At 42.1% G+C, this 14,777-nt stretch carries 15 protein-coding genes; 9 read left to right on the plus strand and 6 right to left on the minus strand.

The window, feature by feature from the left end; all coding sequences use genetic code 11:
* Positions 1-13: 13 nt before the first annotated feature.
* A complete protein-coding gene (locus tag FY557_RS00675) occupies positions 14-706 on the minus strand; it encodes a phosphoadenylyl-sulfate reductase (protein ID WP_149245371.1) in 693 nt (230 codons plus the stop codon).
* Positions 707-794: 88 nt separating this feature from the next.
* Positions 795-1,202, minus strand: a complete 408-nt coding sequence (locus tag FY557_RS00680) for an RrF2 family transcriptional regulator (protein ID WP_149245372.1) — start codon at positions 1,200-1,202, stop codon at positions 795-797.
* Positions 1,203-1,618: 416 nt separating this feature from the next.
* On the opposite strand from FY557_RS00680, the gene FY557_RS00685 reads away from it, so the two are divergent.
* From FY557_RS00685 to FY557_RS00725, 9 genes are all read left to right on the plus strand, one after another.
* Positions 1,619-2,047 (plus strand): DUF4268 domain-containing protein, encoded by a 429-nt coding sequence (locus tag FY557_RS00685; RefSeq protein ID WP_149245373.1) that lies wholly within the window; start codon positions 1,619-1,621, stop codon positions 2,045-2,047.
* A 121-nt stretch (positions 2,048-2,168) separates the two neighbouring features.
* Positions 2,169-2,990 (plus strand): DUF2314 domain-containing protein, encoded by an 822-nt coding sequence (locus FY557_RS00690; protein WP_149245374.1) that lies wholly within the window; start codon positions 2,169-2,171, stop codon positions 2,988-2,990.
* Between the two features lie 327 nt (positions 2,991-3,317).
* Entirely contained in the window at positions 3,318-4,811 is a 1,494-nt protein-coding gene (locus FY557_RS00695; protein ID WP_228451658.1) for a hypothetical protein, read from the plus strand.
* A gap of 233 nt (positions 4,812-5,044) precedes the next feature.
* Positions 5,045-5,617: a Crp/Fnr family transcriptional regulator gene (locus FY557_RS00700; protein WP_149245375.1), complete on the plus strand. Its 573-nt coding sequence runs from the start codon at positions 5,045-5,047 to the stop codon at positions 5,615-5,617.
* Between the two features lie 207 nt (positions 5,618-5,824).
* Positions 5,825-6,562 (plus strand): SDR family NAD(P)-dependent oxidoreductase, encoded by a 738-nt coding sequence (locus FY557_RS00705; protein ID WP_149245376.1) that lies wholly within the window; start codon positions 5,825-5,827, stop codon positions 6,560-6,562.
* A gap of 377 nt (positions 6,563-6,939) precedes the next feature.
* On the plus strand, positions 6,940-7,242 hold the full coding sequence (locus tag FY557_RS00710) for a hypothetical protein (RefSeq protein WP_149245377.1): 303 nt from the start codon (positions 6,940-6,942) through the stop codon (positions 7,240-7,242).
* A gap of 172 nt (positions 7,243-7,414) precedes the next feature.
* A complete protein-coding gene (locus tag FY557_RS00715) occupies positions 7,415-8,254 on the plus strand; it encodes an SDR family NAD(P)-dependent oxidoreductase (protein WP_149245378.1) in 840 nt (279 codons plus the stop codon).
* A gap of 248 nt (positions 8,255-8,502) precedes the next feature.
* On the plus strand, positions 8,503-9,471 hold the full coding sequence (locus FY557_RS00720; protein WP_149245379.1) for an NAD(P)H-quinone oxidoreductase: 969 nt from the start codon (positions 8,503-8,505) through the stop codon (positions 9,469-9,471).
* 319 nt (positions 9,472-9,790) lie between these two features.
* Positions 9,791-10,711 carry a helix-turn-helix domain-containing protein gene (locus tag FY557_RS00725; RefSeq protein WP_149245380.1) on the plus strand — a complete coding sequence of 307 codons (921 nt, stop codon included), beginning with the start codon at positions 9,791-9,793 and terminating at the stop codon, positions 10,709-10,711.
* Positions 10,712-11,041: 330 nt separating this feature from the next.
* Here FY557_RS00725 and gldG read toward each other — a convergent pair whose 3' ends face one another.
* The 4 genes from gldG to FY557_RS00745 form a co-directional block, all read right to left on the minus strand.
* Positions 11,042-12,712 (minus strand): gliding motility-associated ABC transporter substrate-binding protein GldG, encoded by a 1,671-nt coding sequence (gene gldG / locus FY557_RS00730; RefSeq protein WP_149245381.1) that lies wholly within the window; start codon positions 12,710-12,712, stop codon positions 11,042-11,044.
* Positions 12,713-12,716: 4 nt separating this feature from the next.
* The gene (locus FY557_RS00735; protein WP_149245382.1) at positions 12,717-13,445 is read right to left on the minus strand and encodes an ABC transporter permease subunit; all 729 of its coding nucleotides are present in this window, start codon (positions 13,443-13,445) and stop codon (positions 12,717-12,719) included.
* Between the two features lie 54 nt (positions 13,446-13,499).
* Entirely contained in the window at positions 13,500-14,060 is a 561-nt protein-coding gene (locus FY557_RS00740) for a CopD family protein (protein ID WP_149245383.1), read from the minus strand.
* Positions 14,061-14,276: 216 nt separating this feature from the next.
* On the minus strand, positions 14,277-14,714 hold the full coding sequence (locus FY557_RS00745; RefSeq protein WP_149245384.1) for a hypothetical protein: 438 nt from the start codon (positions 14,712-14,714) through the stop codon (positions 14,277-14,279).
* Positions 14,715-14,777 lie beyond the last annotated feature (63 nt).

Here is a 14,777-nt window from a genome sequence, read left to right on the forward strand (position 1 = left end):
TTTTGAATTAGAATTAGTGGGTATGCAGGCCGCATTCTTTTTGTGAGCTTTCCCACCACCAGCGTCCGGCACGGGGATTTTCTCCTTCTGCAATCGCCCGGCTACAGGGCTGGCAACCGACACTGATGAATCCTTTTTGGTGCAATGACAATTCCTGGACTTTGTATTCGGCCAGGTAATCCAGCACCTGCGGGTAGCTCCAATGCATCAGCGGATTGTATTTGTAGAGCCGCCTTTCTTCATCCCATTCGATTACCTGCATATGTTCACGGTTTTCCGACTGTTCAGCCCGTAATCCCGTAATCCAGACTTCAGCGTGTTCAAGGGCCCGATTTAAAGGTTTAACCTTTCTGATAAAGCAGCACTCCTTACGGTTTTCAACGGAATGGTAAAAGGCATTGATCCCTTTTTCATTTACGTATTGTTCCACATCGGAACTTTCCGGGAAATAGACTTCCGTTTTTCTTTTGTACCGGGCATTGTTTTGAGCCAGTAATTCGTAGTGTTCCGGAAAAAGCCTTCCCGTATCCAGGGTAAATACTTTGATCGGGAGTTGGTTTCTGAAAATGATGTCGGTAATTACCTGATCTTCCTGACCAAGCGATGTAGAGAAAACGGCTCCCTGCGGAAATTTTGACGAGAGCAATTTTAATCCTTCCTCTGCTGAAAGCCTTTTCAGAATATCTGCCTCTTCTTGTGAAATCATAATTTATCCATTTGAAGTATAACAAATATCCGACAAAATAACTATCCTACCAAATGAGTAGACTAATTATTGCAAAAAAAAGATCCGGTTAATTCACCAGATCCATTAAAGTTCTTTGCTCAAGAATATTCAGCGAGGCATCCCGTACTTCGATCAGTACGTCATGGAGACCACAGTGGTCTTCGCTGCAGTCATCACATTTTTCGTAAAAATTCAGGCTGACGCACGGCAGAAGCGCAATCGGGCCGTTTACCAGACGGATAATTTTGGCAAGCTTTACGTTTTCAGGGTTTTCCTTGAAAAAATATCCGCCGCCCTTCCCTTTTTTACTGTCGAGGATGTCCGCTTTTTTAAGTTCAAGCAGGATATTTTCCAAAAACTTTAAAGGAATCTTCTTACGGTCTGCAATTTCGGAAATAAGAACCGGGCCGTCATTCCTTTTCTCTACCAGGTATGACAGTGCCTTAAAAGCATATTGGGATTTTTTAGAAAGCATTACCACAAAAATAAGAAAAAAATAATTAAGAGTCAGGGAAAAAGAGCCAGGGAAAAAGGCAAAAAAACAGATGAGAAAAACCATTAAGATGGAATAAGATATTTAGGAAAATTAAGATGAGCCTCGCTTTAAGCGTAGTGCTGAATAAAAATCTTTGATTTCTAAATAAACCTTAAAACATTCATATCTTTTAATGGTTTAAACTGCATTTTACCTTGTTCTTCCCGAATTGAAAACTATTAAGATCTGATAAGGTATTAGGAACATTAAGATGAGCTCTGCTTTAAACGGAGTGCTGAATAAAATCTTTGATTTTTCTAATCAACTTTAAACCTTCATATCTCTTAATGGTTTAAAATGCATTTTACTTGGCTCCTTCAACCTGGCTCTTCCCACTTTTTCCCTACCTTTGTATTATGTTCAGCAAACAGGAAGCACAGCAGTTAAAAAAGGAGTTTTGGACGGCTTTCGGAAAGTCTTTCCCGAGGAAATGGATTTTGTACGATACCAAGATCAAGGACATGTCGTTTAAATTTTACGCAGACAATAAAAAAGCGGAAGTTTCCCTGGATATCGAAATGAAGGACGAAATTTTCCGGAATGCCTATTACGAAAAGATCTGGTCTCTGGAGGACACCCTGAAAGATTTTATCGGGGATTTCCACAAAGACGAATATTATACCCTTGAAAACGGAAAAGTAATGGCCAGAATCTGGGTGGAAAAGCACCAGGTTTCTATCTTCAATAAAAATACCTGGCAGGAAGTCTTTGAATTTTTTGTAGAAAAAATGGACGGCTTCGAAAGGTTCTATTATGAATACGAAGATTTTATAAAGGATGTTTGAGCCTGACCAAAAGATCAATGATCTATTTCAATAATACAGTAAAGGTAAGGAATTCTTACTCATATTTTCGGCAAAGCTTATCTATATTTACCAAAATTAAATCACAAACCTATTAAGTACAATGGAAAACAATCCCATCTTTTTCGCAGACGGTACAGACCCGAAAATGCTTGAAGCGTACAGAAAAGCGCAGGAAACGTTCAAATATTTCTGGCGGGAGCAATCCTGGGAATACCGGAGGATTATTCCCGGACTGTCGGTTTCCTGTGTGAAAGTGGCTTTCTCCCAGGAGGATCCGTCTTCCGACACTCCTGCTGTTGAACATATGTGGATCAACAATATCAATTTCGACGGTGATTTTATTAAAGGATACCTTATCAACAATCCGAATACGCTGACCAATGTTGCGGTCGGAGATTATGTGGAAATTCCCCTGAACGAAATCAGTGACTGGCTTTTCGCCATGCCTCAAAGGGCAAAAAAAGCGACCGGGCTTTCAAAATTATTTTCATCTTCTTCAAAATCGCCGCTTCCTAAAGCTTACGGAGGGTTTACCATCCAGAAAATGCGTTCGGATATGTCCCCTGCCGAAAGACGTGCCCATGATGAGGCATGGCAGATGGATTTCGGAGATTTTAATGATATTGAAATTGTTTACGAACAGAAAGAACATCCTGAAAACCTTGTCGAACACCCGATGAGCAGAAACATGAAGGACGAACTTGTAAAATTTATCAATGAAAATCCTGCTGAAATTACAGGTCAGGACCGTAACGGCTATACCCTCCTCCACACCGAAACCATTGCCGGAAACCTAAGCTCTGTGGAAGTGATCCTGAAAGCAGGAGCCGATAAAAGTTTAAAAACGAACTCAGGAAAAACAGCTCTTGATTTTGCCAGGCAACTGAACTGGGAACATCTCATTCCGGTTCTGGAAGATTAATTGGCGGCCGATAGATGTTGAACGGAAAAAGGCTGAAAAACGGAAATCTGACGATAGAAGTTTTTCGGCTTTTGCTATATTGCATACTGGGCAAATCTTTAATAACTATTTTATTTTTATCTGAGAAAACTTTTGTTGATAAGGTTTATTCATCGCAAACTATCAATTCATTTCCTGTTCTCAATTTTTGTGATTATAATCATAAATCATAATACAGAGAATTATTATTTTTGACCGAGAATCAGGTATTGCTCTGATTATTAGGATTAAATTCCGATTTATCTGCAGCAGTAAGATCTTAATGCTTAAATTATTTAATTACCTTTTATGATGAATTTTTATACTCCCAAGAATTCCAGGATTTCTTTATCTCTGGTTCTTTTACTGATATTTCTGACGGGCAAGGCGCAAGTGGGCATAGGTACAACTACTCCTGACGCAAGCTCTGTTCTGGATCTGAACTCTACGACGCGGGGAATGCTGGCACCAAGAATGACCACCACGCAACGGAATGCCATTGTATCTCCTGCAGACGGACTTATGGTGTACGATACGACTGCAAAACTGTTCTATTATTACACAAGCAATCCTGCTTCATGGTCCTCCATTGCCAGCAGTGTATCCGGGAGACTGAATTTTAAGCGTATCAAATCGACGGATGTGCTCTCGACGGTATTGGCGGCTGAACGTTCTGCCGGAAACGGGACCAAATACGTTATGAATTCCAATACCCTGTATGAAATTAACGGCCAGGTTAATTTTGATCTGCCGATCGATATCAACAATGCCTATATTTCCGGGCTGGACTCTGAAAACGATATTATATCCCGGACTTCCGGCAACATTTTCGATGGAGCTACCGGAGGCAGTATCAGAAGCTTGACGCTTACGGCTCCCGGAGGTACGGTTTTCAATCTTAATGCTACGCCTGCCCAGAATTTGGTTGTCAGGGATTGTATTATCAGAGAATCCGGAAATGTAGGTACCATTTCGGGATTCGGTCTTGTTTTCGCAAGCATCATCCAGTTTTCAGGGAATACAAACGGGATTACCTACAACAATATTACGCAGCTGCTGCTCAGCAATATGGGTTGGTTCGGGAACAACAGCGGGACTTATGAACGGCTGACCGGTACTTTTACCCTTGTGGAGAAACAGGGCGGATTCAGCCAGGTGAACGGTACAGCCATAGGATTTGATGTTTCTGCTTCGGGGCTTACGATTACCGGTGATGCGGTGCTGGAATCGGTAGTCTTTACAGGAACCAATACGGCAGGCTATGTAAGGCCTTATACCACCGGAACCTATGCCGGCTACAATTTCAATAACAGCTGGAATGTGAGGGCTGCCGGAATACCTACGGAATCGGACGCCAATGCCGTAGGAGATTTTACGGTAGATTATGCTGTAGGCAGCGGAATCGGAGTAACTTTCAACACTTCAAATCCCAGTAATATCGTAAAAATAGGAACGGCCACTTCCGTTTCTACTTCATCCAATTTATTCAGGTTTTCAACAGACGGCGTCCCGAACCGGTTAAGATACCTGGGTAAGAAGAAAAGGATTTTCCAGGTATCGGGATCAGTTTCCTTCCAGGTACCGGCAGCAGGAACATATATCATTTATATTGCTAAAAACGGTACGGCCCTTACGCAATATAAAGTTTACGGCCGGGGATCCGCCACCAACGATATCGTTGTACTTCCTATTAATGGAACGACCGAGCTGAATACAAATGATTACATAGAAATATTCGCTCAGCGGTATACCGGATCTACCGGTGATATTGTGGTTCCCAATATGAGTATTACGATTAAATAATACAAATCAGATTATTGTAAGCTGGAAGTTTTTTTATCAAGACTACAGCTCTGTAAAATTACCCTACCTAAAACATTTTATCAAATCTATTGATTTTCAGGAATTAATTGATATCCGGTAAAGCCGTCTTATGATGGCTTTACCGTTTTTATTTAAAAGCATTTAATGACAGAGTCTGAGAAAATTTGCCAAATGACAAATGGTGAACGCTAAAGTTTACCTAAATTGCCTTTATGAAAGCATTATTTGATTTTATCCTGACATTCGGGAACCTCAACCCGCAACAGATGGATTTTATTACGGCAAAGGCCCGGGAAATCACCATTCCTAAAGAAGAATATTTTTCTGAAGCAGGTAAAATAGCCAGGCAGGTAGGATTTATCACCGAAGGCATTCTCAGGGTTTGCTATTACAACAATAAAAGCGAAGAGATCACCAAATATTTTATCGATGAAAACAGCCTGGTCGTAGATTTAGAAAGTTTCGATAACCAGATCTGCTCGAGTGCTTATGTGCAGGCGGTAACCGATTGTAAGCTTATTGTTTTTGAAAGGAAAGACTGGCTGGAACTGTTGCAGACGATCGTAGGCTTTGATGCCATTGTACATAAAATTATTTCCAGGGCCCTGATACAGAAGGTAGAGCGGCGAAGCCCGCTTGTTTCGGAAGATGCCACCACACGTTACCTGAAATTCATGGAGATCTATCCTTCTGCCGTCAACCGGATTCCGCTTTCCTATGTGGCGTCCTATCTTGGAGTAACCCAGTCGTCGCTGAGCAGGATCAGGAAGAATGTGAAGTTGTGAAAGACTGGGTGCTGGGTGCAGGAAATTTAATGCCTCACCAGTTTTGACTTTAATATCTGTTACAGGAAAATGCTAAATAATAAAGCTAAAACAGAATCTTAAACTGCCACGGCATCCAGCATCTACCCTCTTTTTGTCAAATGGCAAATGCAGGTCCGGTAAATTGGCGGAATTTTGCTTCAGTAATTCATTAAAATAAAAAACAATATGCAAACCGTACTTATTACAGGAGCCAACAGAAGCATCGGACTGGAAACGGCCAAACAGCTTTCCGAAAAAGGGTTATTCATTTATTTAGGCAGCCGCGACCTTGCCAAAGGTGAAGCGGTGGTGAAAGACCTTACCGGAAAAGGATTTAAAAACATCAGAGCCATTGAAATTGATGTGACCAGCCCGGAATCTGTTTTAAAAGCAAAGGAAATTATTGATAAAGAACAGGGGAAACTGGATATCCTGATCAACAATGCCGGGATCTTAGGGATACAGCCGCAGACAGCAGAAGCAACAGCCGTTGAAAACATCCGGGAAGTTTTCGAAACCAACTTCTTCGGGATTATCACTGTTACGCAGATTTTTCTCGAACTGCTTAAAAAATCGGACCGTCCGAGAATCAGCAATATTACCTCCGGATTAGGTTCGCTCACATTGCACAGCGATCCGGAATGGAAATATTACCACGTGAAAAGTGCAGCCTATGGCCCTTCAAAATCTGCTTTAAATGCATATACTATTGTACTGGCTTATGAACTAAAGGAACTTCCTTTTAAAGTCAATGTCATTGATCCCGGCTATACGGCCACGGATTTCAACCATCACAGCGGACCGGGTTCCACAGAAAGTGCCGCATCATTTATCATTAAGCATACCCTAACCGGTGAAAACGGACCGACCGGACAATTTTTCAGCAACGATATTGAAGACGAAACCGGAATCAGCCCGTGGTAACCGGACCGCAAATTACAATTCAGGAGAAACTTTCGGGTTTCTCTTTTTTATTTAAAGACAATTCAGCATATTTGATCTGATCAAAATCGGATTTTATGAAAAAAGTTTCTTTCCTGCCAGCCTTCCTTTTCATCATGCTAGCTCTTATACGATTACAGCATAGAAGGCAACCAGGAGACAGAAACAGAAATGATGAAAATCGAAAACAACAAACTGTACATTAAAACAGGAGAACTGATTGATCCTTAAAATGATGGCCATCTGATTTATAAAGATGCCTCAAAAGCAGTCTATAATGAAATGCTTGAAAAAGTTTCCTGTAAATAATACCCGAAACAGGCACAAATGTTGCGCTGAATTTACTGAAAATCCATTCTATGAAAACAAAACCCCATTTTACCGCTCTGCTGACTTACGATTCTACCGAAGCAGGAGGGCTGACCGCTCCGGTTTCCTCAGGCTACCGGCCTATCATCAAGTTTCCGTTCGATGAAAATCTTTTTACCGGCATCCAGAAGTTCGACGGCGAAGACCTGGTATTTCCAGGCGACAGCATTACGGCGGAAATCACCCTGCTTCATCCGGAAAAGCTGACCGGAAGCCTGTATGAAGGAATGGATTTCGATTTTTTCGAGGGTGACAAACCGATAGGACACGGCACGATTACCGGAGTATTTTAGAGAAACTGTACGTAAAAATGGCTTCTCTGAACAGTCTATTTTATTTTTAAATTTATTTTATCTAATAATTAAGACCCACTCACGATCCGGATACATCCTTCGCGGATCCGGTTACTTTTTTCGTCAGCTAACTTCCCATCTTTGTACCATCAATTAAAACAAATATTTAGAAATGGAAACAAAAAAAGTATGGTTCGTTACAGGAGCCTCCAAAGGATTGGGATTTGAACTGGTGAAAAAATTATTATTGGAAGGATTCCGGGTAGCGGCCACCAGCCGCACCGCCGAATCGCTGGTTGCTTCTTTCGGGAAAGCTTCGGAAAATTTTCTTCCGCTGGAAATGAATATTGCCGAAAATGACAACGTAAAATGGGCTGTTTCCAGAACCGTTGAACATTTTGGAAATGTTGACGTGATCGTAAACAATGCAGGATATGGCCAAATCGGAACGCTTGAGGAACTGACGGACGAGGAAGCAAGAGCAAACTTTGATGTGAATGTTTTCGGAAGCCTGAATGTAATCCGCAACGCGATGCCTTATCTGAGGGAACAAAAATCAGGAAACATTTTCAACATCTCCTCCATTGGCGGTTATGCCGGGAATTTTCCGGGCTGGGGCATTTACTGTTCCACCAAATTTGCCGTGGCCGGATTCACGGAAGCCCTGGCAGAAGAAGCCAAAGCTTTCGGGATTCATGCAACGGTTGTTTACCCCGGCTATTTCCGCACGGATTTTTTAAGTAAGGAATCAGCGAAAACGCCGGCCCACACCATCGAAGCCTATGAATCGGCCAGAAATTCAGAACAGGCCCACCTCAACGACATCAACGGAAGCCAACCGAATGATCCGGTAAAGGCGGCCGAAGCCCTGGTCGAGCTTAGCAGGGCCCAGCAGCCACCGGTTCATTTTCTGCTGGGAATTGAAACCCATGAGTTCCTCAACAACAAGATTGAAGCACTTACAAAAGATGCAGAGAACTGGAAAAGCCTAACGGAATCGACGGCGATTTAATTTTTATCAAAACAAAAATTCAGGACCTGTCACCTGAAAGTTGAAGCGGTCTGAATTATTTTTAAATAAAGACAAAAGGGAATACTTTGTTTACTTTAATTCAGACCGCTTCTCCATTATTTATACTTCCAACAGGTATCGGCACAAATTATGAAGTCTAAACGAAGTAATTTCCGGCAGGAAGACTGGACCGATCGGCCATTCAAACTGACCTGGAAAAAAGTTTAAAATGAAACTTCGTAAAAAAAATGAAAGCATTAGTGATTACAAAACCCGGAGGACCGGAGGTTTTAGCATTACAAGAATATCCAACGCCTGAAATATCAGGAGATCAGGTACTGATAGAAGTAAAAGCAGCAGGACTTAACCGTCTGGATATTTTTCAGCGTGAAGGAAATTATCCGGCTCCGCCTGGTGTTTCCAACGATATTTTAGGTTTGGAAGTCGCCGGAACGGTGGTCAAATGCGGACCGGATGTAACTGATTTTAAAACCGGTGATAAAGTCTGCGCTCTTTTAGAGGGCGGCGGTTATGCGGAATTGGTCAGTGTTCGTGAAGGTCAGTGCCTCCCGGTTCCAGAAGGGCTTAGTTTTGCAGAAGCGGCAAGTTTACCCGAAACCGTATTTACCGTCTGGTCTAATATTTTTCAGAGGGCAAATCTTCAGCCCGGAGAAACGCTTCTGCTTCACGGCGGAAACAGCGGCATCGGTATTACCGGAATTCAGATCGCCCGTGCTTTAGGCTCGAAAGTAATTGTTACCGTCGGCTCCGAAGAAAAAGGTAAAACCTGCCTCAACCTTGGAGCAGATTCATTCATTAATTATAAAACTCAGAATTTTGAAGAAGAACTGCAAAATGAAGGGGTGGATGTGATTCTGGATATGATTGGCGGTGAATATTTAGCCAAAAATATAAATATTTTAAAAACGAACGGAAGACTTGTCCATATCAATGCAGTGGACGGAAGCCCTACCCGTCTCGATATAAAGAAAGTGATGACAAAACGTTTAACGATCACAGGAAGCACACTCCGGAGCAGAGAATACGAATTCAAAAAACAACTGGCAAAAGAAGTTCAGAAATACGTCTGGCCGTTGATCGAATCCAAACAATTCAAGCCTGTGATCTTCCGGACGTTTCCTTTTTCCGAAGCTTCTGAAGCACACAGATTACTGGAAAACGGGACTCATACCGGTAAAATTATTCTGGTAAGATAATCGTGAAAACCAGGTAATAGGCTGGATGAGAAAAGCTGGATGCCGGGAGTTTCTGGTGTCAACAGTATGTGATCTAAAAATACACATAAGGCTTCAAACTAAAATCTTATATGTCTTTTGTGAGATATAAAACCACAGATCCGTACCGGTGACGGTATGGTTTTAACTCCGCTCAGCCACCGGGTTTTGAGAAGCTTAACCACCGGATGGAAAGAGGGCATCTAAATCTAATAGCTTATATGCTAAAAGCTTTTGTGAATTTTGTGGTTAAAGTTCAGCTTCCTGGGCTGCGTTTATTTTAAATTAATAATTTAGTATCATGAAACAAACAGAAACCTTCCGTTTTAATTCCATTTCTGATTTCCATACGTTCTGCGGCCTGCCGAAACCTGAACATCCGCTGATCAGCCTGATCGACTACAGCAAGGTTCAGTATCCGGTGAATGATGACGAAATGAAATGGATTCAGAATTATTATTCGATCGGACTGAAAAGGAATGTGAATGCGCGGTTCAATTACGGTCAGCAGGAATACGATTTCGATTCCGGCGTGCTCTGTTTTGTTTCCCCGCTGCAATTTCTGCGGATTGAGATGAAGCCCGACGTGGAAGTAAAACCCAGCGGCTATCTGTTGCTGATCCATCCCGATTTTCTCTGGGGGACTTTCCTCATCAAAAAGATGAAATCCTATGAATTTTTCAGCTACCGGATCAACGAAGCCCTGTTCCTGTCGGAGAAAGAAGAGAATATTATTGTCGGATTATTTAAAAACATTGAAAAGGAATACCAGAACAACATCGATAAATTTACCCAGGAACTGATTGTCGCCCAGCTGGAATTATTCCTGATCTATTCCGAACGCTTCTATGAACGCCAATTCCTTACCCGGAAAAAGTCCAGCCATGAGCTGCTCGACAAGTTTGAGGAAGTGCTTACCGGTTATTTTGAAAACGGGAGCCTTATGGAAAACGGGATTCCTTCCGTAAGCACCATTGCCGAACAGCTGAGCATTTCGCCCAATTACCTTAGCACTTTACTGCGCATTCATACCCAATACAATACACAGCAGCATATCCAGAACAAGCTGATCGATTACGCCAAGGAACGCCTGAGCACCACCACCCTGTCCGTCAGCGAAATTGCCTACGAACTGGGGTTTGAGCATCCGCAGTCGTTCAGTAAGTTGTTTAAGCAGAAGGTGAAGCAGTCGCCGGGGGAGTTTAGGAGAGCATTTAATTAAGATAATCCGGTTTATATTATTTAAAATTAATTTTCATTTTGATTTAAATACTTCAGTTATGGATCTTCAGACAAGAAAATCAAAGTTAATCACTTATCTTGCTCAATGACAGGATGAGCATCTCTTTGGAGAAATTGAAGAGTATATTTTATCCGGATTGGAGAAAAAAGATCATTCTGAGCCCACTCCTTTTAATGCTGAAACATTAGTTAACAGCATTGAACGATCCGAAGATGATTTAAAAAACGGAGGATTTAGGGCTAAAGAAAATTTGGAAAATCTAGTTTAAAAATAAAAAAGAGAAGCAAAAGCTTCTCTTTTCAATATAATTTATTCAAACTTCTTCTTCCTCACCCAGAAAAACAATCCTCCCAGGATTCCGATGATGGCTAACGGCAGCAGCAGGTTGAACCATTGCCAGTTTGTTTTCTCTTCGGTAATCCGTTGACGGTCCAGAAGCCGTTCTTCGATGTTGCGGTTTCTGAGTTCCATCAGGTTGCTGTCGTCCAGAAGGTAGTCTAAGGCATTTCTCAGGAACTGCTCGTTTCCGAACTGTTCGTTGGTCAGCAGATCGACCCCTAAAGGAAGCGGTTCGCCCTTCAGGACCTTGTTCCGGCCCACATCTCCGTCGGCGATGATGATCATTTTATTTTCAGGACTGCTGGTTTTAAAACCGGGATATGATTTCCTTTCAATTCTTGAAGCATACGCCGAGCTGAACTTTCCTTCCAGGGATACCGCATAAATTTTCGGGGTGCTCGGTTTTTCCATCTGTCCGAGACTGTCGACGCTGGAGATTTCTTTCAGGTCTACATAATTCGGCACCTGTTTCAGCAAGGTCCGTTCGCTGGATTCAAAAAGGACACGGGTTCTGATATTCTTTCTTCCGCCCAAAGTATCGATGGACGTCGGGAATTCAAACTTTACCGGGTTGATGTTTTTGGTAATAGGATTGTCCTTTTCCGCAATTCCCAGCGGGAAATACGGCCATGGAAGGCTCGTGTACTGCGGGTTTCCACTTACTTCCCCGGTCACCAGCCTCAGCAAAGCAAACTTTTTTACATCTTTCACCAGAGCCGGATTGATCCTGACGCCGTAATTGAAGAAAAAGTCGGTCATGTTGATGTCAACCGGGAAAGGCATCACTTTTTGGGAGCGCATCAGCGTATCCATTTCGGCATTTACGGCATCGATCATCCAGAGGGTTTTTCCGCCGTTCATGATGTACTGGTCCAGGATGACCTTTTCGCCGTCGGTAAAAGCTTTTCTCGGTTTTGCAATGACCAGCGCGTTCATCTGTTTTAAGGTAGGAATATCCGCAAACGTCAGCTCGGTCTGGTTTTTAGGAATAACCGGGCCGGCATCGTAACTTTCGGTAGCCAGCTGCATAAATCCCTGGAATTCCCTCGGGTTCAGTTCATCCTGGTTAACCAGGATCCCGATTTTCTTTCTTTTGTTAGCGGCAATGTTTTTAATATTGGAAACCAGGTTGTATTCCAGGTTCTCAATGGATTTCGTCAGCTGCTGATCAGCATCGATCCCTGTCTGCTGAACCACTAATGGAATGGAAACTCCTTTATTGTCGTATTTTACTACGGCATACGGGAAAAGCATGATCTGGGAAACCTTTCCGTCTTTGATATCCGGAAGCATGGAAGGCTGCATGCCCATTGCCATCAGGGTATCTTTCGACATTTTGGTTTTGATCGGATCAATGAATTTAAAATCGATCTTCGGGTTGATTTTCCTGAATTCTTCCAGCATAAACTTTGTTTCCCCCTGCAGCTGCTTAAAGCTTGCCGGGAAATCCCCTTCCAGGTAAACATCCACCACCAAAGGCTTATTGACCGATTCCAATACTTTAACGGTGTTGTCAGAAAGCGTGTATCTTTTTTCTTTGGTCAGATCCAGCCTGATACCGGAAATGGCAAGAATAACTACCAAAGGCAGGACTACAAAAAGTAAAATTCCTAACGGAGACTTAAATGATATCTTCTTCATAATTCTACTTTTTTTTATTGATAAAATGATTGGACAATACCAAGGCAACTCCAATGATGAAAACGAAATAAGCGACATCCTTAAAATCGATAAGCCCTCTCGTAAATCCTAAGAAGTGCTGGTAAAAGCCTATGCTCTGTAAAATAAAATCGGCACTGCCCAACAGTTTGTAACTTGCCAGCTGCTCGATTCCGAAATACAGGATAAAGCACATAAAAACACCCAGCAGGTAAGCCATGATCTGATTCTGGGAAAGCGAAGAAGCCAGAATTCCCACTCCGGAAAATGCCGCGATAAGAATCATTAATCCTACGTAGCTTCCGAACGTCATGCCAAGATCGATGTTCCCTTCCGGAACACCTAATACGTAAACGGTGTATAAGTAAATCAGCGAAGGAATCAGGCAGAGAATCCCGACGATCCATACCGAAAGGAACTTTCCGAATACGAGATCCGAAACTTTCAAAGGCTGGGAAAACAGCCAGTTCAGGGTTCCGGTCTGCTGCTCTTCCGCAAAGGTCTTCATGGAAAGCGCCGGAATGATGAACATCAGCAACCACGGAACCAAAACGAAATAGCTCTGTAAGGAGGCCATCCCGATCTCAAAAATATTGGAATCGTTTTCGAAAAAAAACAGAAACAGCGTCGCGATCAGACTGAAAGCTGCGATGATGATCCACGCGCTCCAGTTCCCGAAGTAGCTCCAAAGTTCCTTTTTTAAAATTGCAATCATAGTTTTTATCAGGGGTTTAGAAAAGATGAACATTCATCATCGACGGTTCACCATTCACTGTTGTTTATTACTTTTCTTGTTTTTATTCACCAGCTTTACGGTCATCATGATTAAAAATACCAGAACGAAAAATCCGGCAATTAATTGCCACCAGTATTCAATAACCTGCGATTTCAGGATCACTGTGAAAACGACCAGGAATAAAATGAAAGTTGCGATTTCATTGGCCTGCCGCAGTTTAATGTTGGCGGTTTCAAGGGTACTGCCGTTTAATTCTTTTAATTTCAATACTTTTTTCCAGCACCAGTAATGGTAGATAGCCAATCCGACAAGGAATGTAAGCTTCAGATGAAACCAGGGGGTCTTCATCAGCCCGGTATTCAGAAAAACCATGACCAAACCGCAAACCGCCATGATCACTCCTGCCGGAACCGTAATGATATTCCACAGCCGGCGGGCCATGAAGATGTACTGCTCCCTCAAGATCCTCTTTTTATCTTCTGTAAATGCATCAGTGTCTTTATAATACACAAAGATTCTTACCAGATAAAAAATCCCTGCAAAATAACTGACCATGAATATAATATGAAGCGCTTTGATGATGGTATAAAGCATCTTAAAAATTTGTTTGCAAAGATAAGTTATTTCACAAAAAAAGAAGGGTTAATACGAAAAAATGACGGTAAAATAAGGGTAACCAATATCAACTTAAAAACATAATGCAGAATATCCGGAAGGAAAAAACTTCGTTGTGTTATTTATAATTATTAGCCGGTGAGCAAGATGGCTTTTATGATACCGGAAAACCATAAATAATCCAGGGTAAATTTACTACTGTACCATTGAGATACTGTCCGTTTTCTGGCCCTGCCGGTATACTTTTACGTAGAGCAGCTTTCCGTTTTCACCATAATATTTCCACGGACCGAAATAAAACCAGTGCCGCTCACGGTCTGAAATTTCCAGCCTGGACTGGCCTTTTTCCATGATGTTGCCATTGGGAAAATACTTTTTGGTTTTGGTTACCTCTTTCCTGATCACATCCTTCTGATATTTCCTTCCATTAAAAGAAGTCTTCCAGGTTCTTACTTTTTCCCCATTCCTATATCTTCCGGTAGCTACGAGCGCCCCTTCGTCCGCCGAATACTCTTCCACCCACTTTCCATTCCGCCTGTTAACTTTCCGTTCGTCCTGAACATATTGATTAAGTTTTGTCTTACAGGAAGTAAGAGACATTATCATTAAAACAGTGATATAAAGTTTATTCATAAAAAAAAAGGATTTCCGCAAATATAGGAAACCCTGTTTTTATTCTACAAATGTAGAGTTACT

Origin of the sequence: Chryseobacterium sp. SN22 (assembly GCF_008329705.1) — a bacterium.
Taxonomy (GTDB): domain Bacteria; phylum Bacteroidota; class Bacteroidia; order Flavobacteriales; family Weeksellaceae; genus Chryseobacterium.

Excerpts from the sequence above, each read along its gene's own strand:
- FY557_RS00675 (WP_149245371.1), bottom strand. The coding sequence starts at position 706 with ATGATTTCACAAGAAGAGGCAGATATTCTGAAAAGGCTTTCAGCAGAG.
- FY557_RS00705 (WP_149245376.1), top strand. The coding sequence starts at position 5,825 with ATGCAAACCGTACTTATTACAGGAGCCAACAGAAGCATCGGACTGGAA.
- FY557_RS00720 (WP_149245379.1), top strand. The coding sequence starts at position 8,503 with ATGAAAGCATTAGTGATTACAAAACCCGGAGGACCGGAGGTTTTAGCA.
- FY557_RS00690 (WP_149245374.1), top strand. The coding sequence starts at position 2,169 with ATGGAAAACAATCCCATCTTTTTCGCAGACGGTACAGACCCGAAAATG.
- FY557_RS00740 (WP_149245383.1), bottom strand. The coding sequence starts at position 14,060 with ATGCTTTATACCATCATCAAAGCGCTTCATATTATATTCATGGTCAGT.
- FY557_RS00745 (WP_149245384.1), bottom strand. The coding sequence starts at position 14,714 with ATGAATAAACTTTATATCACTGTTTTAATGATAATGTCTCTTACTTCC.
- gldG (WP_149245381.1), bottom strand. The coding sequence starts at position 12,712 with ATGAAGAAGATATCATTTAAGTCTCCGTTAGGAATTTTACTTTTTGTA.
- FY557_RS00725 (WP_149245380.1), top strand. The coding sequence starts at position 9,791 with ATGAAACAAACAGAAACCTTCCGTTTTAATTCCATTTCTGATTTCCAT.
- FY557_RS00715 (WP_149245378.1), top strand. The coding sequence starts at position 7,415 with ATGGAAACAAAAAAAGTATGGTTCGTTACAGGAGCCTCCAAAGGATTG.
- FY557_RS00685 (WP_149245373.1), top strand. The coding sequence starts at position 1,619 with ATGTTCAGCAAACAGGAAGCACAGCAGTTAAAAAAGGAGTTTTGGACG.
- FY557_RS00680 (WP_149245372.1), bottom strand. The coding sequence starts at position 1,202 with ATGCTTTCTAAAAAATCCCAATATGCTTTTAAGGCACTGTCATACCTG.
- FY557_RS00710 (WP_149245377.1), top strand. The coding sequence starts at position 6,940 with ATGAAAACAAAACCCCATTTTACCGCTCTGCTGACTTACGATTCTACC.
- FY557_RS00695 (WP_228451658.1), top strand. The coding sequence starts at position 3,318 with ATGATGAATTTTTATACTCCCAAGAATTCCAGGATTTCTTTATCTCTG.
- FY557_RS00735 (WP_149245382.1), bottom strand. The coding sequence starts at position 13,445 with ATGATTGCAATTTTAAAAAAGGAACTTTGGAGCTACTTCGGGAACTGG.
- FY557_RS00700 (WP_149245375.1), top strand. The coding sequence starts at position 5,045 with ATGAAAGCATTATTTGATTTTATCCTGACATTCGGGAACCTCAACCCG.